This window comes from Nocardia flavorosea, assembly GCF_015477805.1.
Classification (GTDB): domain Bacteria; phylum Actinomycetota; class Actinomycetes; order Mycobacteriales; family Mycobacteriaceae; genus Nocardia; species Nocardia flavorosea_A.
Window position 1 is genome coordinate 307,102 of the sequence record NZ_JADLQL010000005.1, and the last position, 18,999, is coordinate 326,100.

General features: G+C 68.9%; 19 protein-coding genes. 8 read left to right on the forward strand and 11 right to left on the reverse strand.

Going from position 1 to position 18,999, the window contains the following annotated elements; translation table 11 throughout:
* Window positions 1–30: 30 nt before the first annotated feature.
* Entirely contained in the window at window positions 31–663 is a 633-nt protein-coding gene (locus IU448_RS23015) for an NAD(P)-dependent oxidoreductase (protein ID WP_195057738.1), read from the reverse strand.
* On the reverse strand, window positions 660–1,613 hold the full coding sequence (locus tag IU448_RS23020; protein ID WP_195057739.1) for an EamA family transporter: 954 nt from the start codon (window positions 1,611–1,613) through the stop codon (window positions 660–662). The genes IU448_RS23015 and IU448_RS23020 overlap by 4 nt, the downstream gene beginning before the upstream one ends.
* 79 nt (window positions 1,614–1,692) lie before the next feature.
* Here IU448_RS23020 and IU448_RS23025 point away from each other — a divergent pair, with 79 nt between their 5' ends.
* Window positions 1,693–2,601, forward strand: coding sequence for a LysR family transcriptional regulator (locus IU448_RS23025; RefSeq protein WP_195057740.1), 909 nt, complete (start codon window positions 1,693–1,695; stop codon window positions 2,599–2,601).
* Window positions 2,602–2,613: 12 nt separating this feature from the next.
* Here the strand turns inward: IU448_RS23025 and IU448_RS23030 are convergent, their stop codons facing one another.
* Together IU448_RS23030 and IU448_RS23035 are read right to left on the reverse strand one after the other, a co-directional pair.
* Window positions 2,614–3,237: a class I SAM-dependent methyltransferase gene (locus IU448_RS23030; RefSeq protein WP_195057948.1), complete on the reverse strand. Its 624-nt coding sequence runs from the start codon at window positions 3,235–3,237 to the stop codon at window positions 2,614–2,616.
* 303 nt (window positions 3,238–3,540) lie between these two features.
* Window positions 3,541–3,930, reverse strand: a complete 390-nt coding sequence (locus tag IU448_RS23035) for a MarR family winged helix-turn-helix transcriptional regulator (protein WP_195057741.1) — start codon at window positions 3,928–3,930, stop codon at window positions 3,541–3,543.
* 85 nt (window positions 3,931–4,015) lie between these two features.
* Between IU448_RS23035 and IU448_RS23040 the strand changes: the two genes are divergently transcribed.
* Window positions 4,016–5,461, forward strand: coding sequence for an MFS transporter (locus tag IU448_RS23040; RefSeq protein ID WP_324188681.1), 1,446 nt, complete (start codon window positions 4,016–4,018; stop codon window positions 5,459–5,461).
* A gap of 396 nt (window positions 5,462–5,857) precedes the next feature.
* On the opposite strand, the gene IU448_RS23045 is transcribed toward IU448_RS23040, so the two are convergent.
* Window positions 5,858–6,766 carry a hydrogen peroxide-inducible genes activator gene (locus tag IU448_RS23045; protein ID WP_195057742.1) on the reverse strand — a complete coding sequence of 303 codons (909 nt, stop codon included), beginning with the start codon at window positions 6,764–6,766 and terminating at the stop codon, window positions 5,858–5,860.
* Window positions 6,767–6,886: 120 nt separating this feature from the next.
* Here IU448_RS23045 and IU448_RS23050 point away from each other — a divergent pair, with 120 nt between their 5' ends.
* The 3 genes from IU448_RS23050 (at window position 6,887) to IU448_RS23060 (ending at window position 9,702) form a co-directional block, all read left to right on the forward strand.
* Window positions 6,887–7,474 carry a peroxiredoxin gene (locus IU448_RS23050; RefSeq protein ID WP_195057743.1) on the forward strand — a complete coding sequence of 196 codons (588 nt, stop codon included), beginning with the start codon at window positions 6,887–6,889 and terminating at the stop codon, window positions 7,472–7,474.
* A 16-nt stretch (window positions 7,475–7,490) separates the two neighbouring features.
* Entirely contained in the window at window positions 7,491–8,030 is a 540-nt protein-coding gene (locus IU448_RS23055; RefSeq protein ID WP_195057744.1) for a carboxymuconolactone decarboxylase family protein, read from the forward strand.
* 472 nt (window positions 8,031–8,502) lie between these two features.
* Complete coding sequence (locus tag IU448_RS23060; RefSeq protein WP_324188682.1) at window positions 8,503–9,702, forward strand: FAD-dependent oxidoreductase; 1,200 nt, start codon at window positions 8,503–8,505, stop codon at window positions 9,700–9,702.
* A 360-nt stretch (window positions 9,703–10,062) separates the two neighbouring features.
* Here IU448_RS23060 and IU448_RS23065 read toward each other — a convergent pair whose 3' ends face one another.
* From IU448_RS23065 to IU448_RS23090, 6 genes are all read right to left on the reverse strand, one after another.
* Window positions 10,063–12,393, reverse strand: a complete 2,331-nt coding sequence (locus tag IU448_RS23065) for a M28 family peptidase (protein ID WP_195057746.1) — start codon at window positions 12,391–12,393, stop codon at window positions 10,063–10,065.
* Between the two features lie 139 nt (window positions 12,394–12,532).
* Window positions 12,533–12,820, reverse strand: a complete 288-nt coding sequence (locus IU448_RS23070; protein ID WP_280456955.1) for a hypothetical protein — start codon at window positions 12,818–12,820, stop codon at window positions 12,533–12,535.
* Entirely contained in the window at window positions 12,817–14,379 is a 1,563-nt protein-coding gene (locus tag IU448_RS23075; protein ID WP_195057747.1) for a radical SAM protein, read from the reverse strand. The genes IU448_RS23070 and IU448_RS23075 overlap by 4 nt, the downstream gene beginning before the upstream one ends.
* Complete coding sequence (locus IU448_RS23080; protein ID WP_228813936.1) at window positions 14,376–14,744, reverse strand: hypothetical protein; 369 nt, start codon at window positions 14,742–14,744, stop codon at window positions 14,376–14,378. The genes IU448_RS23075 and IU448_RS23080 overlap by 4 nt, the downstream gene beginning before the upstream one ends.
* Window positions 14,741–15,496: a prolipoprotein diacylglyceryl transferase gene (locus tag IU448_RS23085; protein ID WP_195057748.1), complete on the reverse strand. Its 756-nt coding sequence runs from the start codon at window positions 15,494–15,496 to the stop codon at window positions 14,741–14,743. The genes IU448_RS23080 and IU448_RS23085 overlap by 4 nt, the downstream gene beginning before the upstream one ends.
* 100 nt (window positions 15,497–15,596) lie before the next feature.
* The gene (locus IU448_RS23090) at window positions 15,597–16,811 is read right to left on the reverse strand and encodes an SGNH/GDSL hydrolase family protein (protein WP_195057952.1); all 1,215 of its coding nucleotides are present in this window, start codon (window positions 16,809–16,811) and stop codon (window positions 15,597–15,599) included.
* A gap of 126 nt (window positions 16,812–16,937) precedes the next feature.
* Here IU448_RS23090 and IU448_RS23095 point away from each other — a divergent pair, with 126 nt between their 5' ends.
* From IU448_RS23095 to IU448_RS23105, 3 genes are all read left to right on the forward strand, one after another.
* On the forward strand, window positions 16,938–17,513 hold the full coding sequence (locus IU448_RS23095; protein ID WP_195057749.1) for a TetR/AcrR family transcriptional regulator: 576 nt from the start codon (window positions 16,938–16,940) through the stop codon (window positions 17,511–17,513).
* 173 nt (window positions 17,514–17,686) lie between these two features.
* A complete protein-coding gene (locus tag IU448_RS23100) occupies window positions 17,687–18,535 on the forward strand; it encodes an LLM class flavin-dependent oxidoreductase (protein WP_195057750.1) in 849 nt (282 codons plus the stop codon).
* A 49-nt stretch (window positions 18,536–18,584) separates the two neighbouring features.
* Complete coding sequence (locus tag IU448_RS23105; RefSeq protein WP_195057751.1) at window positions 18,585–18,983, forward strand: hypothetical protein; 399 nt, start codon at window positions 18,585–18,587, stop codon at window positions 18,981–18,983.
* Window positions 18,984–18,999 lie beyond the last annotated feature (16 nt).

Sequence of the window (18,999 nt, forward strand, 5' to 3'; positions counted from 1 at the left end):
AGCAGCAGCCGTACCCTCGAACCTCCAGACCTAGTAGCCGACTGTGAAATGGCGCGCGACCTCGGGAGTCTCGAGCTCGTCCAGCACGGCGACGGCGAGATCCTCGGCCGAGATCCGGGATCTGCCCGCGGCGTCGACCAGCAGTGTGGTCGTTGCGCGCCGGTAGGTTCCCGTCCGTGCTCCCGGTTCCAGTAGGGCAGGCGGACTCAGATAAACCCAATCGGCCGGATGATCGCGGCAGACCTCCAGTTGCACGACACTGGCGCTTGCGATGGTCCGGATCGATTCGGGTACGTATTCGGGATCATCGAGAACCAGCCGATCGGGATCGCCGGGAGACCGCAGCGGCGCGGCGCCACCGACGACCAGGATCCGGATCCCGTGCCCGGCCGCCGCATCGAGCATCGCGCGCGTAGTTGCCGCCACCGTTCGTTCCTGCCCGGGTGCCGGGCGGGTCGCGGCGACAACGGCATCCGCGCCGGCGAATACCTCACTCATCTGTGAGCGGTCGCTCGCGTCGCCCCGGACGGCGACGACACCGGGCGGCAGGGTACCCGGCCGCCCGTTCCGGAACACGGCCACCGGGTCGTGGCCCCGCTGGGCGGCTTCGGCGACGATACGGGAGCCGGCCATTCCGGCGGCGCCCACCACGGCGATCTTCATGGTGCGGTCTCCTTCGATACGAGAGCGGAAAACAGTGCGGGCCGGCGGGCCGGCGCGGGAAGCTGGCCCGCGACGATCGCGGCCAGCGCGAGCCCGAATCCCACGATCTGGATCGGGCCGAGTGTCTGCCTGAGCAGGACGGCGCCCAGAACGGCGGCGACCAGGGGCGAGAACAGCGCGAGGATCGCGACCGAGTTCACCGGCAGCGTGATGACACCGCGGAACCACAGGCCATACGCGATCAGCCCGCCGAAGAGTCCGAGCCAGAGGTAACCGGCGACGGCCGGCAGGTCGATCGCCGGTGGTGTGCCTTCCACGAAGATCGTGAGCGGCACCAGGAACAGCCCGCCCGCCGCGAGCTGCCATCCGGCGAAGGCGGTCGGTGTCGCTGCGGCGGGCCGGCCCCAGCGTTTGGTGAGCGTCAGGCCCAGCGCCATCGACGCCGCGGCGCCGAGCCCGGCGGCGATCCCGACCGGGTCGAAGACCGCGGCGGGTCCGAGTACCACCAGTCCGACCCCGGCCAATCCGACCGCGCCCCAGGTCATCCGCCATGCGGAGGGCCGCTCGTGCAGAACGGCCACCGCAAGTACCGCCACCGCCAGTGGTTGCGCGGCGGCCAAGGTTGCGGCGACGCCGCCGGGCAACCGTTCGGCCGCGATGAACAACAGCGGGAACAGCAGGCCGATATTGAGCACCCCGAGCACCGCGGCCTTACCCCACCAGGCGCCGCGCGGCAGGGTCCGGGTGAGCGCGATCGCGATCAGCCCGGCCGGCAGGGCCCGCAGCACGCCCGCGAACAGCGGGTGCCCGGCGGGAAGGAGTTCGGTGGTGACGATATAGGTCGTGCCCCATGCGACCGGTGCGAGCGCGGTGAGCGCGGTACGGGACAACCCGCCAGGGCCGGTTTCACCGGTTCCGCCGAGAGCCCGGTGTGCGACTGAGCTTTTCACACTCGAAGTCTCATCCGGAACCTATTGATGAGTCCAACACATGTTTGTCACTCCATCGATCGCGGTACAAGATTGATCCATGGAGCTTCAACAACTGCGCTACGTGCTGGCTGTCGCCGAGACGAACAATTTCACCCGCGCGGCCCAGCGCTGCCTGGTCGTCCAGTCCGCGCTCAGCCACCAGATCGCCCGCCTGGAACGGGAACTCGGGGCGAAACTGTTCGAACGCACCAGCCGCCGGGTCCGGTTGACGCCTGCCGGCGCGGCCTTCCTACCGGCCGCCCGCCAATGTCTCGATGCCGCCGACCGCGCCGCCGCCGAGGCCGCCGCGGCGGTAGGCGAGGTTCGCGGACGCCTCGCCGTGGGTTTGATCCCCTCCGTCACCGCGGTCGATCTCCCGGGCGCACTCCACGATTTCCGCGGCCGCTATCCGCATGTCCGCATCAGCCTGCGAGTGGGGGCGAGCGAGGAACTCACCGAGCAGGTACGCGAGGGGATCCTCGATATCGCTTTCCTCGGGCTGCCTACCACCGCACACCCGCACGGCGTCACCGCCCATGAACTCACCCGCGACCGGCTGGTCGCCGTGGTCGCGCCCGAGCATCCGCTGGCGGGCGAATCATCGGTCGATCTGCACCGGCTGTCGCGTGAAACCTTCGTCGACCTGCCGGCCGGGACCGCCGGACGCGCACAGTCCGATCAGGCGTTCGCCGCCGCCGGAATCGAGCGTGAGGTCGCCTTGGAAGTGTCCTCGGCGGAGTACATCGCCCGGCTCGTCGCCCAGGACCTGGGCGTGGCCATGCTGCCCTCCGCGTACGTGCCCCGGCTCACCGGCCTGGTCACGGTCGCCGTCTCCGATGCGCCGGCCCGGGTCGAATACATCGTCTGGAGCAGCCACACCCGCACTCCCGCCGCGTCGGCGTTCCTGTCCGTTCTCGATATTCCGCTGCACCAGAACACCGATCCCGAACGGGACACCATCGGGTAGCGCGGCGCGGAGTTAGCGGGAGAGCACCGCCACCAGGAAATCCGAATCGGCGGTGAACGGGCGCAGATCCCAGGTCGAGAGCAGCAGGTCTTCGCGGAAGCCCTGTTCGGCGGCATCGGCGCGGAACTGCGCGAATTCGTAATCGCGGCCGGCGCCGAAGCCGACGACCAGCCGGCCCGCCGGCGCCAGATGCCGCGCGAAGGCGGCGAGCACGGCCGTGCGGGTGGCCGGTGCGAGGAACGTCACCACATTGCCCGCACAGACGATCACATCGAAATCGGCGGCGACGCCGCGGGCCGGGAGATCGAGTTCGGCGAGGTCGCCGACGAGCCAGGTGGGGCCGGGATAGTCGGTTTCGGCGGCGGCGATCAGCACCGGGTCCACGTCCACACCCACCACCGCGTGCCCGGAATCGTGCAGGAATCCGCCCAGCCGGCCGGGCCCGCAGCCCGCGTCGAGCACCCGGCCGCGGCGGCCGAGCATCGCGTCGATGAGCCGAGCTTCCCCGAAGATGTCCTGGCCTTCGGCGACGAGGTCGCGGAAGCGCTGCACGTACCACTGCGAATGCTGCGGGTCGGCGGCGACGAGCTCCTCCCATTTGCTCGGGACGCGCCCTTCGGGGGTGTGGGCGTTCATCGGTTTCCTCCTCGGCTCGGACTCGGCGGTATACACACCGCCACCACACGGTACGGCCCGGCGGAGACTCCACAGCCGCGGCATCCGGCCGGCCACCCGGCCCAGCCCTACCCAGCGCAGCGCGGCCCGGTACGGTACGGCCCGGCGCGGTGCGGCCCGGCAGGTGCGGCCCGGTGCGGCGCGCGCTGTCTTCGACGCCGATATTCCGCCGTATCCGGCGCTGCCGGGCTCGATTTCGGCACCCGTCCCTGGCATAGGCATGGGCGATACCGCGCGTCGCGGGGCTTACGGGCGACGCCGGTGTCAGCTCAGATGTTTACGCAGTACTTCCAGATGAGTCGGTTTGGCGTCGTCGAGCCGGGACCGTCCGGCCGGGGTGAGTTTCAGGAAGTTGGCGCGCCGGTCGAAATCGCAGGCCGCGCGCTCCAGCAGACCTGCCTTCTCGAGCCGCGTCACCGTACGCGAGAGAGCGCTCTGGCTGAGATACATCTCCGCTTCGATGTCCTTCATCTTGACCTTTTCGGTCTGCTCCGCACCGCAGCGTCCGCCGAGGACCTGCAGGAGTTCGAACTCGCTGAGCCCGAGCTGATGCCGTGCCTGCAGCGCGTTCTCCAGCTCGCAGGACGTGCCGTGGTACAGGCGGAGCGTTTCCGACCACTTCGCGCAGACATCTTTGTCGGTGTCGTGGTACATGACCCGAGATTATCATGTCAAGTCATTAAATGCTCGCGCATTACATGCGTTGACATTCAATGTCCGTGCATTTAAGTTTGCCGTCGTGAACCTGACTGCAACCGCACCGCAGAACCTCACCCCGGCAGAACCGTCCCCCGTATCCACCCCCGGCCGCTGGAGCCCCACACTGTGGGCGATCCTGTTCGTCGCCGGCCTCGCCATGTTCCTCGACGCCCTCGACGTCTCCATGGTCGGCGTGGCACTCCCCTCCATCGGCCAGGAACTCGGCCTCGACACCTCCGCACTGCAGTGGATCGTGAACGGCTACATCCTCGGTTACGGCGGTCTACTACTCCTCGGCGGTCGTGCCGCCGACCTCCTCGGCCGACGCCAGGTTTTCCTGACCGCCCTGGTCGTCTTCGGAATCGCCTCCCTGGTGGGCGGGCTCGTGGACGAGGGCTGGCTACTGATCGCCACCCGGATCGTCAAGGGCGTCGCCGCCGCATTCACCGCCCCGGCCGCACTCTCGATCATCACCACCACGTTCAAGGAAGGACCCGACCGCAACCGCGCGCTGTCGATCTTCGCGATCTTCGGCGCCACCGGCTACGCCTCCGGGCTCATCGTGTCGGGCCTGCTCACCGGTATCGACTGGCGGCTGACCTTCTACCTGCCCGTAGTCGTGGTCGCCGCGGTCGTGCTCGCCGCCTACCTGGTGGTTCCGCGCAATACCGAAAAAGAAGAAGGCCGGATCGATTTCGCCGGCGCCGCACTGCTCACCGGCGGCACGCTCGCCGCGATCTACACCATCGTCACGGCCCCGGAGACCGGTTTCACCGCCACCGTCATCGCCACCACCATCCTGGCGGTCGGCCTGCTCGGCAGCTTCTTCGTGGTCGAGAACCGGGTGAGCCATCCGCTGGTGCGCCTGAGCATCTTCAAGGTGAAATCGATCGTGCGGGCGAATCTGGCCGCGCTGGCGATTTTCGGCTCCTACCTCAGTTTCCAGACCATCGTCTCGTTGTATCTGCAGAACACACTGCACTGGGAGCCGCTGCAGATGGCCCTCGCCATGGCACCCACCGGCATCATCGTGGCCGTGCTCTCACCGATCGCGGGCAAACTCATCGACCGCTTCGGCACCACCCCGATGATCCTCGCCGCACTGGCCTCCTTCGTGGCCGGCTACGTATGGTTCCTGACCCGCGGCGGCAACCCCGACCCGGCCTACGCCGTCGACTACCTGCCCGCGTTCCTGCTGCTCGGCCTCGGTTTCGCACTGGGCTTCTCGGCGGTGATGGTGCAGGCCACCGAAGGTATCGCCGATCACGAACAGGGCCTGGCCTCCGGCCTGGTGCAGACCTCGTTCCAGATCGGCGGCGCGGTGGTGCTGGCCATCGCCACCGGACTGATCAGCGGCGCCACCGCCGACGGTATCGCCGGGTACCGGCCGGGGTTGTACCTGGTCACCGCGGTCGCGGTGATCGGCCTGGCGGCCTCGGTCGCGGCGGTGCTGAACCGCAAACCAGCCGTCGCCGCGATCGCCTGAGAAACGGCCCTCACCGCCTGTGGTCCGTGGTCGCCGCCCGGATCACCTCCGGCCCGCAACCCACCCCGGTTGCGGGCCGGCTTGTCGACCGGTCGCTGTAGACCGACTACTGCGCGTATCGCTCACCGACGCTCGCGCAGAACCCGCCGCCGGCACACCGATCGGCGCGCGCGGCAGACCGGGCCGCGGACGCAGCGATCCGGCCCGCAGCGACCGTAGCCGGTTCCCCCGGCGGAGGCCGGATGGTTGCAGGTCGAGGCGTGCTCGCCGCCTGCACCGAACACGTCCGCGTACTCGGCGTGCGGATGCCGATTCGCCCCCGGCGCGTTCCGGGCGCGCGCACCTCCACATCCCCACGGTGCACGCAGCTTTCGAGACGTGCACCTCCGGCCCGCCTCAGACCGGCCGCTGAGTGCGGATCACCTCGGCGAGGTAGGCGTAATCGTCGGCGCGTGCGGTGGATGCCCGGTACACCAGCCCGAGGGTGCGACCGGGGGCAGGCGCGGCGAACCGCACCGTATCCAGGGCCCCGCGGCCGGTTTCGGCCGCCACCGCCATCTCCGGGATCAAGGTCACCCCGAGTCCGCCGGCCACACACTGCACCACCGTCGACAGCGACGCCGCCCGGGTATCCCCCACCGCGCCCGGCCGGACTTCCGCGGAACGGCACAGCTCCAGAGTCTGGGCCCGCAGGCAGTGCCCCTCGTCGAGCAGCAGGATCGGTAGCGTATCCAGCGCCGACGGTGCGAGATCGGTACGGCCCGCCAGTTCGTGTCCCGCCGGTACGACCAGTACGAAATCCTCCGCATACAGCGGTATCTCCACCACGCCCGGCACCTCGGCGGGAAGGGCGAGGACCGCGACGTCCAGACTGCCGGCCCGCAACTCGTCGAGGAGGTGGGCGGTTCGGTCCTCGACGATCCGTGGTGTCAGCGCGGGTAAGCGGCGACGCAGAGTGGGCAGCAGGGCGGGTAGGAGATACGGTGCGACGGTCGGGATGATGCCCATCCGCAGTACACCGCCGAAGGTATCGCCGTTGGCCGCGGACAGGAATCGGTCGGCCGCGTCCAGGGTCGCGATTGCCTGCGGCAGCAGGCGCCGGCCTGCCTCGGTCACCAGGACCCGCCGGGTGCTTCGTTCGATCAGCTGCAGCCCGAGGCCGTTTTCCAGCGCGGCAAGGGCCTGCGAGAGAGTGGGTTGACTCACAGCCAAACGCGTGGCGGCCGCGCCGAAATGGCGGTTTTCGGCGACGGCGACGAAGGCACGCAGCTGTGAGAGGGTCGGCTGATAAGACTGATCGGACATCCCTATCAGTGTAATGCGACCTATCAGTTTTGCCTTTTACGGGTTCGTTGGCAAGATCGAAGCCGAACGCCCACGCGCCGGCCGACCCTGCCGGCCATTCGATACGACAAGGAGTCCGACATGCCCCTGTTGACCATCGGCGACCAGTTCCCCGCCTACGACCTCACCGCGGTGATCGGCGGTGACCTGTCGAAGGTCAACGCCCAGCAGCCCGACGACTACTTCACCCGGGTCACCAGCAACGACCACGCCGGCAAGTGGCGGATCGTCTTCTTCTGGCCGAAGGATTTCACCTTCGTCTGCCCCACCGAGATCGCCGCCTTCGGCAAGCTGAACGACGAGTTCGCCGACCGCGACGCCCAGGTGCTCGGCGCCTCGGTGGACAACGAGTTCGTGCACTTCCAGTGGCGGGCCCAGCACGAGGATCTGAAGACCCTGCCGTTCCCGATGCTGTCGGACCTCAAGCGTGAACTCGCCACCGCCACCGGCGTTCTCAACGCCGACGGCGTGGCCGACCGCGCCACCTTCATCATCGACCCGAACAACGAGATCCAGTTCGTGTCGGTGACCGCCGGTTCCGTGGGCCGCAATGTCGACGAGGTGCTGCGGGTGCTGGATGCGCTGCAGTCCGACGAGCTGTGCGCCTGCAACTGGAAGAAGGGCGATCCCACCATCGACGCCGGCGAATTGCTGTCGGCGAGCGTCTGAGAGACGAGGTAACACCATGAGCATCGACAATCTGAAGAACTCGCTACCCGAGTACGCCAAGGATCTGAAGCTCAACCTCTCCTCGCTGGCCCGCACCACGGTGCTCAACGAGCAGCAGCTGTGGGGCACCCTGCTGGCCACCGCGGCGGCCACCCGTTCGGCCACCACGCTGCGCGAGATCGCGGAGGAAGCGGCCGATATCCTGTCCGCCGAGGCGTACAACGCGGCTCTGGGCGCGGCGTCGATCATGGGTATGAACAATGTGTTCTACCGGGGCCGGGCCTTCCTCGACGGTAAGTACGACGATCTGCGGGCCGGGCTGCGGATGCAGATCATCGGTTCGCCGGGCGTGGACAAGAACGATTTCGAACTGTGGTCGTTCGCGGTGTCCTCGATCAACGGTTGCCAACACTGCCTGGAAGCCCACGAGCACACGCTGCGGGAGGGCGGTGTCTCGCGCGAGGTGATCTTCGAGGCCCTGCGCGCGGCAGCCATCGTGGCCGGTGTCGGCCAGTCCGTGCAGACGAGCGAGGCCCTGGCCACCGCTTCCGTCTGATCCGCCGCCGCGGAGATTTCGTTTCACAGCCCTGTGGGGCCGCCGGATCGGGCGGCCCCACAGGGCTTTTCAGCAGGGAGTTCGATCCGCCCCATACCCCCACGGAACCGCGCACAGCTGAGCCGACTCCGCGCCCGACGAGCTCCGAGTCCGCCGAGCTCCGAGTCCGATCGCACCCCACGTCGGCGAATCCGATCGCACTCCACGTCGGCGAGGTCGGCGCCGTTCAACCGGGAACTGAGCGGTACCGCCGAGGATCACCGCGCCCGCGCCGATGGCAGTCGCCCGCACCGGGCTCGGCCGTGACCCGCCCGATGGAATCGGCGGCGGGATCGCGGCAGTCGCACAGCGGCACCGAGCCCGGCGCCCCGCGCGTCAACCAATCGTTGACGAACGTCCTATCGTCAACCTAAGGTTGACGATAGCCGGTGTGGTCCACACCCGGCGTAGGACCGATACGGGAGCGGTAGTGGTGGCCAGCGAAGCGCCGGATGCGGCGGATACCGAAAAGAAGCGAGTGCTCGTGGTAGGCGCGGGCATCGCCGGACTCGCCGCCGCCCTGCGGCTGCACCGGCAGGGCTGGGATGTCGTGCTGGTGGAACGCGCCCCGGCCCGGCGCAGCAGCGGCTATCTGGTGAACCTGCACGGTCCCGGATACGACGCGGCCGAACGGCTGGGGCTGGTCCCCGCCTTGGCTCCGCGCGATATCGGCTTCTTCACCTCGATCATGGTCCACGCCGACGGCCGCGAGAAGTTCCGGCTACCGGCCGCCGTCGCCGAGGCCGCCGTCGGCGACCGGGCGTTGAGCATCTTCCGCGGCGACCTCGAATCGGCGCTGTACGACGCGGTGGCCGGGCACGCCGAGATCCGGTTCGGCACCACCGTGCACACGGTGACCCAGAACGCCGACGAGGTGGACGCCACGCTCAGCGACGGCACCCATATCCGGGCCGACCTGCTCATCGGCGCCGACGGCGTGCACTCCCGGATTCGTGAACTCGTATTCGGCCCCGAAACCGGATACCTGGTGGACCTGGGTCATATGGTGGGCGCGTTCCCGCTGGAAGCACCCCCGGAACACGTACCGGAAGGGGCCGGAACCACGTTCATCGGCCCCGGCCGCACCGCCGCGGTGATGAACCTGGGCCCGCGGCGGTCCTCGACGTTCTTCGCCTACCGCTGCGCCGATACCCGAGCCGATCTGGAGCTCGGCGCCGCCGCCGCGCTCACCCGCTCGTTCGGGGATCTCGGTGGCGGGGTCGCCGACGCCCTGCACCAACTCGAAGCCGACCCGGCCGGCGCCTACTTCGATTCCGTCGGCCAGGTGGTCATGGACCGCTGGAGCGACGGCCGAATCGTCCTGCTGGGCGACGCCGCCTGGTGTGTCACCGTTTTCGCCGGCTACGGCGCGGCCCTGGCCCTCGACGGCGCCGACCGGCTCGGCTCGGCCCTCGCCGACCACGGCGAGAACATCCCCGGCGCACTCGGCACGTGGGAGGCGTCGCTGCGCGGGGAAGTCGGCAAACGGCAAACGCTGGCGCGCCGGGGGATGAGCAGGTTCGCTCCCCCGACACGCGCCCATGTCCTGGCCGGTGAGCTCATGCTGCGCGCAATCGGACTACCGGGTCTGCGCACTCTGGTCCAGCGATCGATCCAGCGCGCGAACAACTGAGGTGCCGGCAGTGTTGTGGGCGGGCATGGGCCCACCTGCACCAGGTTCGGCCCGACCGGCATCGCTCGCTGCACCGATCACCCGCTGCTCGGCCGGGCCGGGTCTTTTCGAATTCCCGACAGGAAAGTGCACTTCTCTGCCGCACCGGAAACAACGCAGCCGGTCGCAGGAAAAACCATCGGCACCGGGCATGTCCAGCGTGATCGGCACGGCACCGTCCGCGCAGGAACAGTACGTTCCGCCGGGGCAGTGGGGCGGACAGTAGGACCGCCGGCAACCGATCCGCCGAACAGTGGACAGCCGCCGCGCACCGGCCCGGTGCGGAAGCACGGACGGGCCGGTGCGACCTCTGCCGGCGGTTCACAACCGGTAGTTGCGCACCACCACCATCACATCGCCGTCGGGACGGATCGAAGCGATTGTGTCCGCCGGCCGCGGCCGGAAGCCGGGAGCATCGGTGAGGCCGTGGCTTTCGTCGATCGCCGTGACGCGGACCCGGTCCGCGCCGGGCGTGCGCACCGTGAGTTCGGCGCCCTCCGGGGGCAGATCACGGAAGCGGATCTCGCCCGGCTGCCCCTTCGGCCGGGTGCCTGTGACCGGAACGGTGACCGGTGCGGCACCGGGCGACGCCGCGGTGACGAGATCGATCGGCCGATCGAAGCGCAGGATCAGCGAGGACGCCCCGCGCGGTGACGACACATGCATCGTGACGGTATCGCCGGTGCGGTGGCGCAGCTCGACCCGCGGTGCGTGCACATCGATCGGGTCCGCCGGCCCGGTCCACATCGTCTCGCGGGCGTAACCGGCCGGGAGGCCGGAGTTGTCCCGGTCCCTGACGTACTGGCCGGTCCAATCGGTGGGATGGAGTTCGGCGCTCGCCCAGTGCGCCTGTCCGGTTTCGGCGTCGAGAACGTAGGCGAGATGGCTGCGTTGCGGATGCGCCGGATCAGCCGTATCGACGACGAGACCGGCACCCACCGCGGCGATGCCCAGTACCGCCACGGTCGCGGGTACCGCCCACGCCCTGGTCGGGGGTACTGCCCAGGGCTTTCCGGTGAACGGTTCGGGTTCGGGAAGCAGCAGTTCGATCGCGGGCAGCAGCAGGAGTCCGAGCAGTGCCAGGCAGGCCGCGCCGGCTCCGGCGTACGCCAGGCCGACGGCGTCGAATACGCCGCGCGCGAGAACCGGCAGGAATACGGCCGAGATCGACAGCCCGGCCACCAGCGTCACCGCGGGCCACCCGGCCCAGCGCACCGGGAGCATCGCCAGCAGCGCACCGGCCGCGGCGAGCCCGGCGGGCAGCGTGAACAGGAAAGCCGCGCCCGGCGCCACCGCGGCGCACACCAGTCCCAGTACGGCCGGCCACGCGAGCGCCCCGATCGCGAGCGCGGCCGGGCCCAGCCGCACCCGCAGCAGCAGATACCAGACCAGCAGTGCGGTGCCGGCCAGTGCGGCGAGCGCGGCTTCGTAGAATTCCGGCCGGTAGAGCAGGCCGTTCATCATGTGGTAGCCCGGCCGCAGCGCCACCAGCAGCCACCACAACGCCTGTCCCAGTCCGATCACCGCCCCCAGCGGAAGCAGCACGGAAACCGCCGCCAGCACCATTCGCGGTGTACTGGCCAGTTCCCGGCGCCGGGCCACGACGGCCAGACCCACCACGAGCGCCGCGGCCAGTGCCGCCAGCGGCCAGGCCAGCGCGCTCGGGTAGTGGATCGAGAGCGGGCCGATCCGGAAGTAGGTGGCGTCCCGGTCGGTATGCAGGGCCGGCAGGTCGGCGGCGGCCAGGGTCCGGGTCATGGCCAGCATGTTCTCGCCGTGGTGTTGCAGACTGCGCGGGTCCAGATTCGCCAGCGAATCGCCGGCCGTGTGGTAGTACGCGGGCTGTTCGATATAGGCGAAGTTGAGCCCGTCGAATCCCGCCTCCCGGAACTCGGTGAAATCGGTGTCGTTGGGCAGCTTCCGGTAGATCTCCACCATCGACGAATCGCCCCGCGGATCCGGCACGGTCTCGGCGAACAGGGCCGACAGTTCCGCGTTTCCCCGCGACGTTTCGAACATCAGCGAGGGCCCGCTCACCCCGCGTGCCTCCCAGTTGAGCACCACTCCTCCCGCGCGACCCAGCGGATGCTCCCGGACGAACGCCTCCGCCCCCAGCAGCCCGTCCTCCTCGCCGTCGGTGAACAGCAGCACCAGGTTGTTCCGCGTCCCGCCCTGCGCACCGATCAGCCGCCCCACCTCCAGCATCGCCGCGACCGCGGCTCCGTCGTCGGATGCACCGGGGCCGGTGGCGGCGGAGTCGAAATGGGAGGCGACCAGCACTGTCCCGGTCGGGTCCCGGCCCGGGAGGGTCGCGATCACATTGTCGACCCGGCCGAAGGCCGCCAGGCCCGGCGCCGTACTGGCCCCGACCGCGTGCTGGATCTCCACCTCGAACCCGGCCGCGCGCAGCTGCCCGGCGATGTAATCCTGTGTCCGGTCGCTGGCCGGGCTGCCCAGCGGCCGTGGTTCGGTGGCGAATCGTTCCAGATGCGCGCGACCGCGTTCGGCGCTGAACTGTGCCGTTTCCGCGGCGGCTACCGGCTCTCGGCGGTTTCCTTCCGCCCAGACCGAGAGCACGCCCACTCCCGCCACAATCAGCAGCACCACCACACCGAGCAGCCGGTGCGGCGTATCGATCAGTTTTCGGATCACGACCCGACATTAGAAGCTGCGGCGGCCGACGGCCGCTCGGCACTCGCCAGGACAGGACCGACGTGCCGTGTGCGCCGAGCGATCGGCCGCCGTCACGCAGGGCCGGATATCGCTTCTCCTGCTCACTGCGGCCGGCCGCTCACCACAGCACCGCCCCTGTTCCCACCCCGACCAGCACCGCCAGATAGCACAGCACCAGGCGGGTATCGCGTAACCAGCAGCGACTGCGCCGCAACCCCCGCCGGCGAGCCCGCCAGTATCCGGCGAACGCCAGGCCGGCGAACCCGGCCAGCGCCACCGGGCCGAGAAGCCAGGTCAGCAGTGCGACTGTCGCGTAGATACACAGGTTGAGCGGATCGGGCGGCTGCCGATGCGCCGTAGCCTCCGTGTAGTACACGCCGCCCTCGGCCGTCTCGCCGCCGTTCACGGCACCGTTATCGGAAGCAGTGGCCGCCCCGCCGACGCCGACGCCGGCAGACGCTGCCGGGACAGCGCCGGCCATGCCTGCACCGCGCAGAACGGTGCGCACTGGTCGGCGTCGGCGCGGGTACCCACGTGCACGCAGCATTGGGTGAGCCGTTCCTCGATCATCGTCGACATATCCATGAAGGGTTTCACGGTGATCCGGACGATCCGCTCCCCCAGCAGCCGCCGCAACCGCGCCCGGCGGCCGGGCAGTGCCGAGGTTGCCAGCGTGAGCAAGGTCGTCATGCCCAGATCGCAGTTCTCGCAGATATCCCGCCAGACATTGCCGATATCCGGGTGCGACAGCGACGATTGTTCCGACAGCAATCCGAGCAGTGATTCGCGCACCGCCAGCCGCAACTCCTTCGGGAGTTCCTGATCGGCGATCCGGTTCGCGACCAGCCCGAGCCGGTCCTTCAGCCGGTCGTGCCCGATCAGGCTCACCAGGGAACGCCACTGTCCGCCGTCGTCGCGCAGCAGATATCCCACCGAGCAGCAGTGCGGATGGGAACAGGGCAGTGCGGTGAGGTCGCGCCAGGTCACCGAGCCGCCGGTTTGCGGGCCGAGCCGCGCCAGCACGCCGGTGTGGGTGAGCCGCCGCATCGGGTCGATACTGCCCGACCGCCCGGATCCGAACTGCGGCTGGATCGACACACCACCGGCGAACGGCGTGTCCAGCGCCGTGCGCACCACCGCACCGATTTCGTCGTCGTTCACCCCGAGTGCCGCTGTCATGACCAGGGTGGTGAATATTTCGTTGTCCGAAAGCCGTCGCAGTGCTCGGTCTTTCAGTGCCCGCAGATCACCGCCGCGATGATGTCTGGACGCCGCCGCGGTGACACCGTCGAACTGGAGATATACCTCCACCCGTTCGCGATATCGTGCCAGCAGCTCGACCAGCCCCGGATCACGGGCGATCCGGACACCGTTGGTGTTGAGCAGAATCCGGGTCACCGGCCGGGCCACGAGTTCCCCGAGCAGCCGCGCGAGTTCGGGATACAGCGTCGGCTCGCCGCCGCTGAGCATCAGCACATCGAGTTTGCCGTTCTCCCGGGCCAGCCGCTGGTCCACGTTCGCCAGCACATCCTCGACCGGCACCACACCCCGCAGGTCGGGCGACGAATCGGCGAAACAGGTGGGGCAGCGCAGGTTACAGCTGTCCAGGAGGTCGGCCAGCAGGATGCAGGTGTGCTGGGTCTGCATTTCGGGCAGGCCGCGCAGATACGCCGCCGGCACCGGGTCGAAATTCCCGGCTACGTCCGGCAGATGGGCTTTGGTGGGCGCGGTCCATTCTTCGAGGTAGGCCAGGATTTCGGGATTCTCGTCGTAGAGCGTGCGCACCATCCCGTGCGACGGGCACCCGCGCTCGAGATACACCTGCCCGTCGCGGGCGGCCAGCCACCCGGAGAGCCGGGTGACCTTCGTGAGCGGACGTTCGGGGTCCTCCCCATGACATTGCGGGCAGAAGGCGTTCACATATCGCAGGATCCGGTCGCCCCGCAACGGCATCCCGGCCGTCATATCGATCCCGCCGCAAGGTCGTAGACAGCCGGGTTCACGCCGGTGCAGAAACCGACCGTGCAGATGGTCACCAGCGCCCAGCCGATCATCATCCCCATGCCGAACCCCTTCTCTCCCGGCGTTCCCCCGCGGATCAGCAACGCGCCGCCGCCGAATGCCACCAGTATTCCGAGGGCCGTGGCCATTCCGATGATGACCGGAAAGCCCCTCTCGCCTTGGCCGCCGGCGAACACGAGAGCGAAGAATCCGTACACCGTATTGCCGAGGATGAACACGAACGCGCCGGCCACCGCCCAGCCCGCGATCTCAGATCCGGAACCTCGTGGTGGCTGGTCGCCGGGCGGCCGGGGTGGTGGATTGTTCACAGCGCAACCTTTCGTCGAAGTATCTCGTCGTAATGACCGCGCCGGTACCCGATACCCAGCCGCACGGCCACGAGCGCCAACCCCGGCAGCAGGAACCATTGCGGCCGGGTGAGATCCAGCCATACGGTCTCGTTCGCCCGGGTGAACTCCACCATGAAACGGAACACCGCGTAGGCACTCACGTACAGCGTGAACAGTTCACCCGGGGCGGTGATCCGGTCCCGCGCCCATCGCAACCACAGGAAGGCCGCCAGCTGGAACACGATTTCGTACACGAAACTCGGATGCATCGCCGACCCACTCGCACAGCCGGGACAGGACGGGACGGTCCCCGGGGCGTGGACACCCCACGGCAGCTCCGTCGGCCGTCCCGGCGCCTCGGTGAGATGGCAGCCGATGCGCCCGACCGCCATTCCCAGCGCGACCGCCGGCGCGAACAGATCCCCGGTGCGTTCCCGGTAGCCGATGATCCGCTTCGCCACCAGCACCCCGAGATAGGCGCCCAGCAGTCCACCGAGCACACTGCGCGCCCCGAACATCCAGCTCTCGTACGGATCGAGGGTTTCGGCCAGGCTCGACAGGCGCATCCCGATCGCCCCGCCCACCAGCGCACCGGTGACGGCGACCAGGGATTCTTCCCGTAGGGCGTCGCGCCGCCGGCATTCCAGGACGAACACCACCGCGGCCACCGCGACACCCAGCGCGACGAAAAAGCCGTGCGTGGGAACTCCGAAGACCAGGTGCGGCACCATGATCCGACCCTATCGGCGGGATATGCCCCGAGGATGAGTGAAATTACCTGTCGGGCACGGGTAGCGATGCTCGCGTGGACCTACTCGGCGAGGTGTTTGTTCAGGCCCGTACCGCGGTGACCGGGCGGCGCATCCGCCCGCGCGCGCCGAACACACCGCCGGCGGCGAATACGCGGTCGACGAAACGTTCACCGATCAGGTGATGGGTCGCGGCGTCCGGGTGGAGCCGGTCGGGCATGGGATGTTCGAGGTAGTCGGTTTCGCCGTACAGTTCGCGCCCGTCGAGGTAGAACAAGTTCGGATCCTGTACCGCACGCTGGGTGACGATGCGGGACAGTTCGTCGCGAATGCTGCTGAGGGTGAGCTTTCCTTTCGCCTGTTCGGCGGGATCGCCGGTGGCGATGAACCGCACTTCTCCCGCACGCAGGGCTTCGACGTCGAACGCGCCCGGCCCCGGTGTGTTCTCGTGGATTTCGCAGTAGATGGGCGAGACCACCAGCAGCGGTGTCGTGGGATGGCCCTCGCGGATCGTGCTGAGGAAGCCGTGTACGGCCGGCCCGAAGGCACGCATCCGCATCGCATCGGCGTTGACCAGGTTGATGCCGATCTTGACGCTGATCAGGTCGGCATGCGTATCGCGGATGGCCCGGGCGGCGAAGGAGTCGAGCAGGGCCCCGCCGCCGAAACCCATATTGATCAGTTCGACATCGCCGCCGGCCGCCGCCAGCGCGGGCCAGATGGTGGACGGGCTACCGGCATTGGAGCCCTGACTGATCGAGCTGCCGTACTGCAGCCATACCCGGCGGTCGTTGCCGGGTACGGGTTCGACGGCGGCGTCGGTGCGCAGGCGGACCAGTTCGGTGGTTTCGTAGTGCGGCAGCCAGATCTCGACGTGCTTGAGGCGGGCGGGCAGCTCGGCGAAACGCACGGTGCCCGCGGGTCCCGCCTGCCGGGTGGTGTTCCCGGTAGCCATATCGATCGTCACGGTATCGCCACCGGAGGCTGTGGCCCGGCCGGCCGGGCGTCCGTCGATACGCAGGTCGTAGACACCGTCCGGGCGGGACGGGGCACCCAGGTACACCAGCCGGGTGGGTACGGTGTCGAGTTCGATCGTGGTGGCCGCGGTCCGGAACACCAGCCGGACGCCGGAGGGCTGGGATTCGGCCATCGCGAGCTGCCCATCGGTGCACAGGGCGCGCGCCCAGGCCGGTAGGCGATGTGGGAGGGTGCCGCGTCCGGTGTGTTCGAGTTCGAGCGCACCGCGGACGATGTCCTCGGTGATCGCGGTGATTGTCCACTCGTCGTGGCAGTGCATGGATTTCCCCTGTGGATCGATTCTCGAAGGTTCGCCGGCCCGCATCGGGTGCACGGCTACGATCACAGGTCATAGTAGATTCCCTATATCTTTTAGGCAAATTGTTAATAAGGTATGGTTGCGGGTATGGCTCGGACAGGACTGACCCCGCAACGGCTGACCCACGCCGGTGCGGAACTGGCAGATGAGGTCGGTTTCGACCAGGTGACCGTCTCCGAGGTCGCCCGCCGTTTCGGCGTCAAGGTCGCCAGTGTGTACTCCCATCTGAAGAGCTCCCAGGATCTCCGAACCAGGATCGCGCTGCTCGCCCTCGAAGAAATGGCCGACCGGGCCGCCGACGCTGTCGCCGGCCGCGCGGGCCCCGATGCCCTGACCGCTTTCGCGAACGTCTACCGCGACTACGCCAGGCAGCACCCCGGCCGCTACGCCGCGGCCCGCACCCGGCTGCCCGCGGAGGCCGCGGCGGCGAGCGCCGGTATCCGGCATTCGAACCTCATGCGCGCCATCCTGCGCGGCTACGCCATCGACGAACCGGAACAGACGCACGCGGTGCGATTACTGGGCAGCATCTTCCACGGCTACGCCGCGCTCGAACTCAGCGGCGGCTTCGACCACAGCGAACCCCCCGCCGCGGACAGTTGGTCGCGCATCCTCGAGGTGCTCGATTTCACGCTCACCAACTGGCCCGGCCGCCGGCCGTAGACCACACCCCACGGCGCTCGCCAGTTGCCGATCATCGAGCCCTGGCCTACAGTGGCCCGATCCGATCGGTGCTCTCCAGAAGTACAGCCGCAGAACGAGAGCCCGGCGCCCAACATTTCGGGTGATGGAGTGGGCGGCGTGTTCTGCCCACCCATTTTCCTGGAGGAAACCCGATGCAAATCGGACTCGGATTGCCCATCGCCGACCCCGTGGCCCTGCTGGATTGGGCACGCCGCGCCGACGCCGGCCCGTTCTCGGCACTCGGCCTGCTCGACCGCCTCGTCTACGACAATCCCGAACCCTTGGTCGCGCTGGCCGCCATCGCCGGCGCCACCGGTCGCGTGCGGGTGCAGACCGAGGTTCTGCTCACCCCGTTACGCGATACCGCGCTCCTGGCCAAACAGGTCGCGACCCTGGACCGGATGTCGGGCGGCAGGCTGGTGCTCGGGCTCGGTGTCGGCGGCCGCGCCGACGACCATCTCGCGGCGGGAGTCGAACTGCGCGCCCGCGGCCGTCGCATGAACGAACAACTCGCCCAACTACGCAGCCTGTGGTCCGGTGCACCGTTCGGCCCCGGCTGCGGTCCGATCGGTCCGGCCCCGGTCCGGCCCGGCGGACCGCCGATTCTTTTCGGCGGTTTCAAACCGGCCGCGCTCGAGCGCGTGGCCCGCTGGGGCGACGGGTACCTGTCTGCCGCGCCGGCGCAATGGTGCGGTGACCTCTTCGATTCGGTCCGCACGTCCTGGCGCGAACACGGCCGGGCCGGGGAGCCCCGGCTCGTCGCCCAGGTGAACGTCGCGCTGGGCCCGCAGTCGCTGGTCGACGAAGTGCGGGCGGCTCTCGGCGCCTACTACGAGTTCACCGGCTACGCCGCGAACATGGTCTCCGGCCTGCGCACTTCCGCCGACGAAATTCGCGCGGCTATAAGGCAATTCGGCGATCTGGGTGCCGACGAGGTGATGCTGTACTGCTACGGCACCGACGCCGGTCAGGTCGACAGGCTCGCCGATATCGTCTCCTGATGAATCGAACGGGCCGGACTCACCACCGTCGTGCCGATAGACTCACGAGGTGAGCCCGGCCCGGTCGACCGAACAGCTTGTGCTGCGCTGCTACTGGCTCGTATGCCTGGCCGGCACGATTGCGGCAGTGTCCGTCACCGCGGCGAACAACGCGCCGCCGGCCGTGGCGGCGCTGCTGCCCTGTGGCATGGTCGTCATGCTGACATATCCGTGGCTGTCGCACCTGGAGCCGGACCGCCTGGCCCGCCGCCATATTCTGTGGCTCACCGCGGCACTGCTGCTTTCCGGCATTGTCTGGTTCCCGGTGTGGTGGGGAGTCGGATTCGTCGCTGTCCCCGCGCTCGTCGCCGTCCTCGCCGGCTACGCGGTCTGGGTACGAGCGGCGGTGCGGCAGGCCCGGCAGCCGTTCGAGGTCCGTGATTACCTCGAGCCGGGCGAAGAGCCGTAGAACCGCAGACCGAACC

Excerpts from the sequence above, each read along its gene's own strand:
- IU448_RS23015 (WP_195057738.1), bottom strand. The coding sequence starts at position 663 with ATGAAGATCGCCGTGGTGGGCGCCGCCGGAATGGCCGGCTCCCGTATC.
- IU448_RS23025 (WP_195057740.1), top strand. The coding sequence starts at position 1,693 with ATGGAGCTTCAACAACTGCGCTACGTGCTGGCTGTCGCCGAGACGAAC.
- IU448_RS23030 (WP_195057948.1), bottom strand. The coding sequence starts at position 3,237 with ATGAACGCCCACACCCCCGAAGGGCGCGTCCCGAGCAAATGGGAGGAG.
- IU448_RS23035 (WP_195057741.1), bottom strand. The coding sequence starts at position 3,930 with ATGTACCACGACACCGACAAAGATGTCTGCGCGAAGTGGTCGGAAACG.
- IU448_RS23045 (WP_195057742.1), bottom strand. The coding sequence starts at position 6,766 with ATGTCCGATCAGTCTTATCAGCCGACCCTCTCACAGCTGCGTGCCTTC.
- IU448_RS23050 (WP_195057743.1), top strand. The coding sequence starts at position 6,887 with ATGCCCCTGTTGACCATCGGCGACCAGTTCCCCGCCTACGACCTCACC.
- IU448_RS23055 (WP_195057744.1), top strand. The coding sequence starts at position 7,491 with ATGAGCATCGACAATCTGAAGAACTCGCTACCCGAGTACGCCAAGGAT.
- IU448_RS23075 (WP_195057747.1), bottom strand. The coding sequence starts at position 14,379 with ATGACGGCCGGGATGCCGTTGCGGGGCGACCGGATCCTGCGATATGTG.
- IU448_RS23085 (WP_195057748.1), bottom strand. The coding sequence starts at position 15,496 with ATGGTGCCGCACCTGGTCTTCGGAGTTCCCACGCACGGCTTTTTCGTC.
- IU448_RS23090 (WP_195057952.1), bottom strand. The coding sequence starts at position 16,811 with ATGCACTGCCACGACGAGTGGACAATCACCGCGATCACCGAGGACATC.
- IU448_RS23095 (WP_195057749.1), top strand. The coding sequence starts at position 16,938 with ATGGCTCGGACAGGACTGACCCCGCAACGGCTGACCCACGCCGGTGCG.
- IU448_RS23100 (WP_195057750.1), top strand. The coding sequence starts at position 17,687 with ATGCAAATCGGACTCGGATTGCCCATCGCCGACCCCGTGGCCCTGCTG.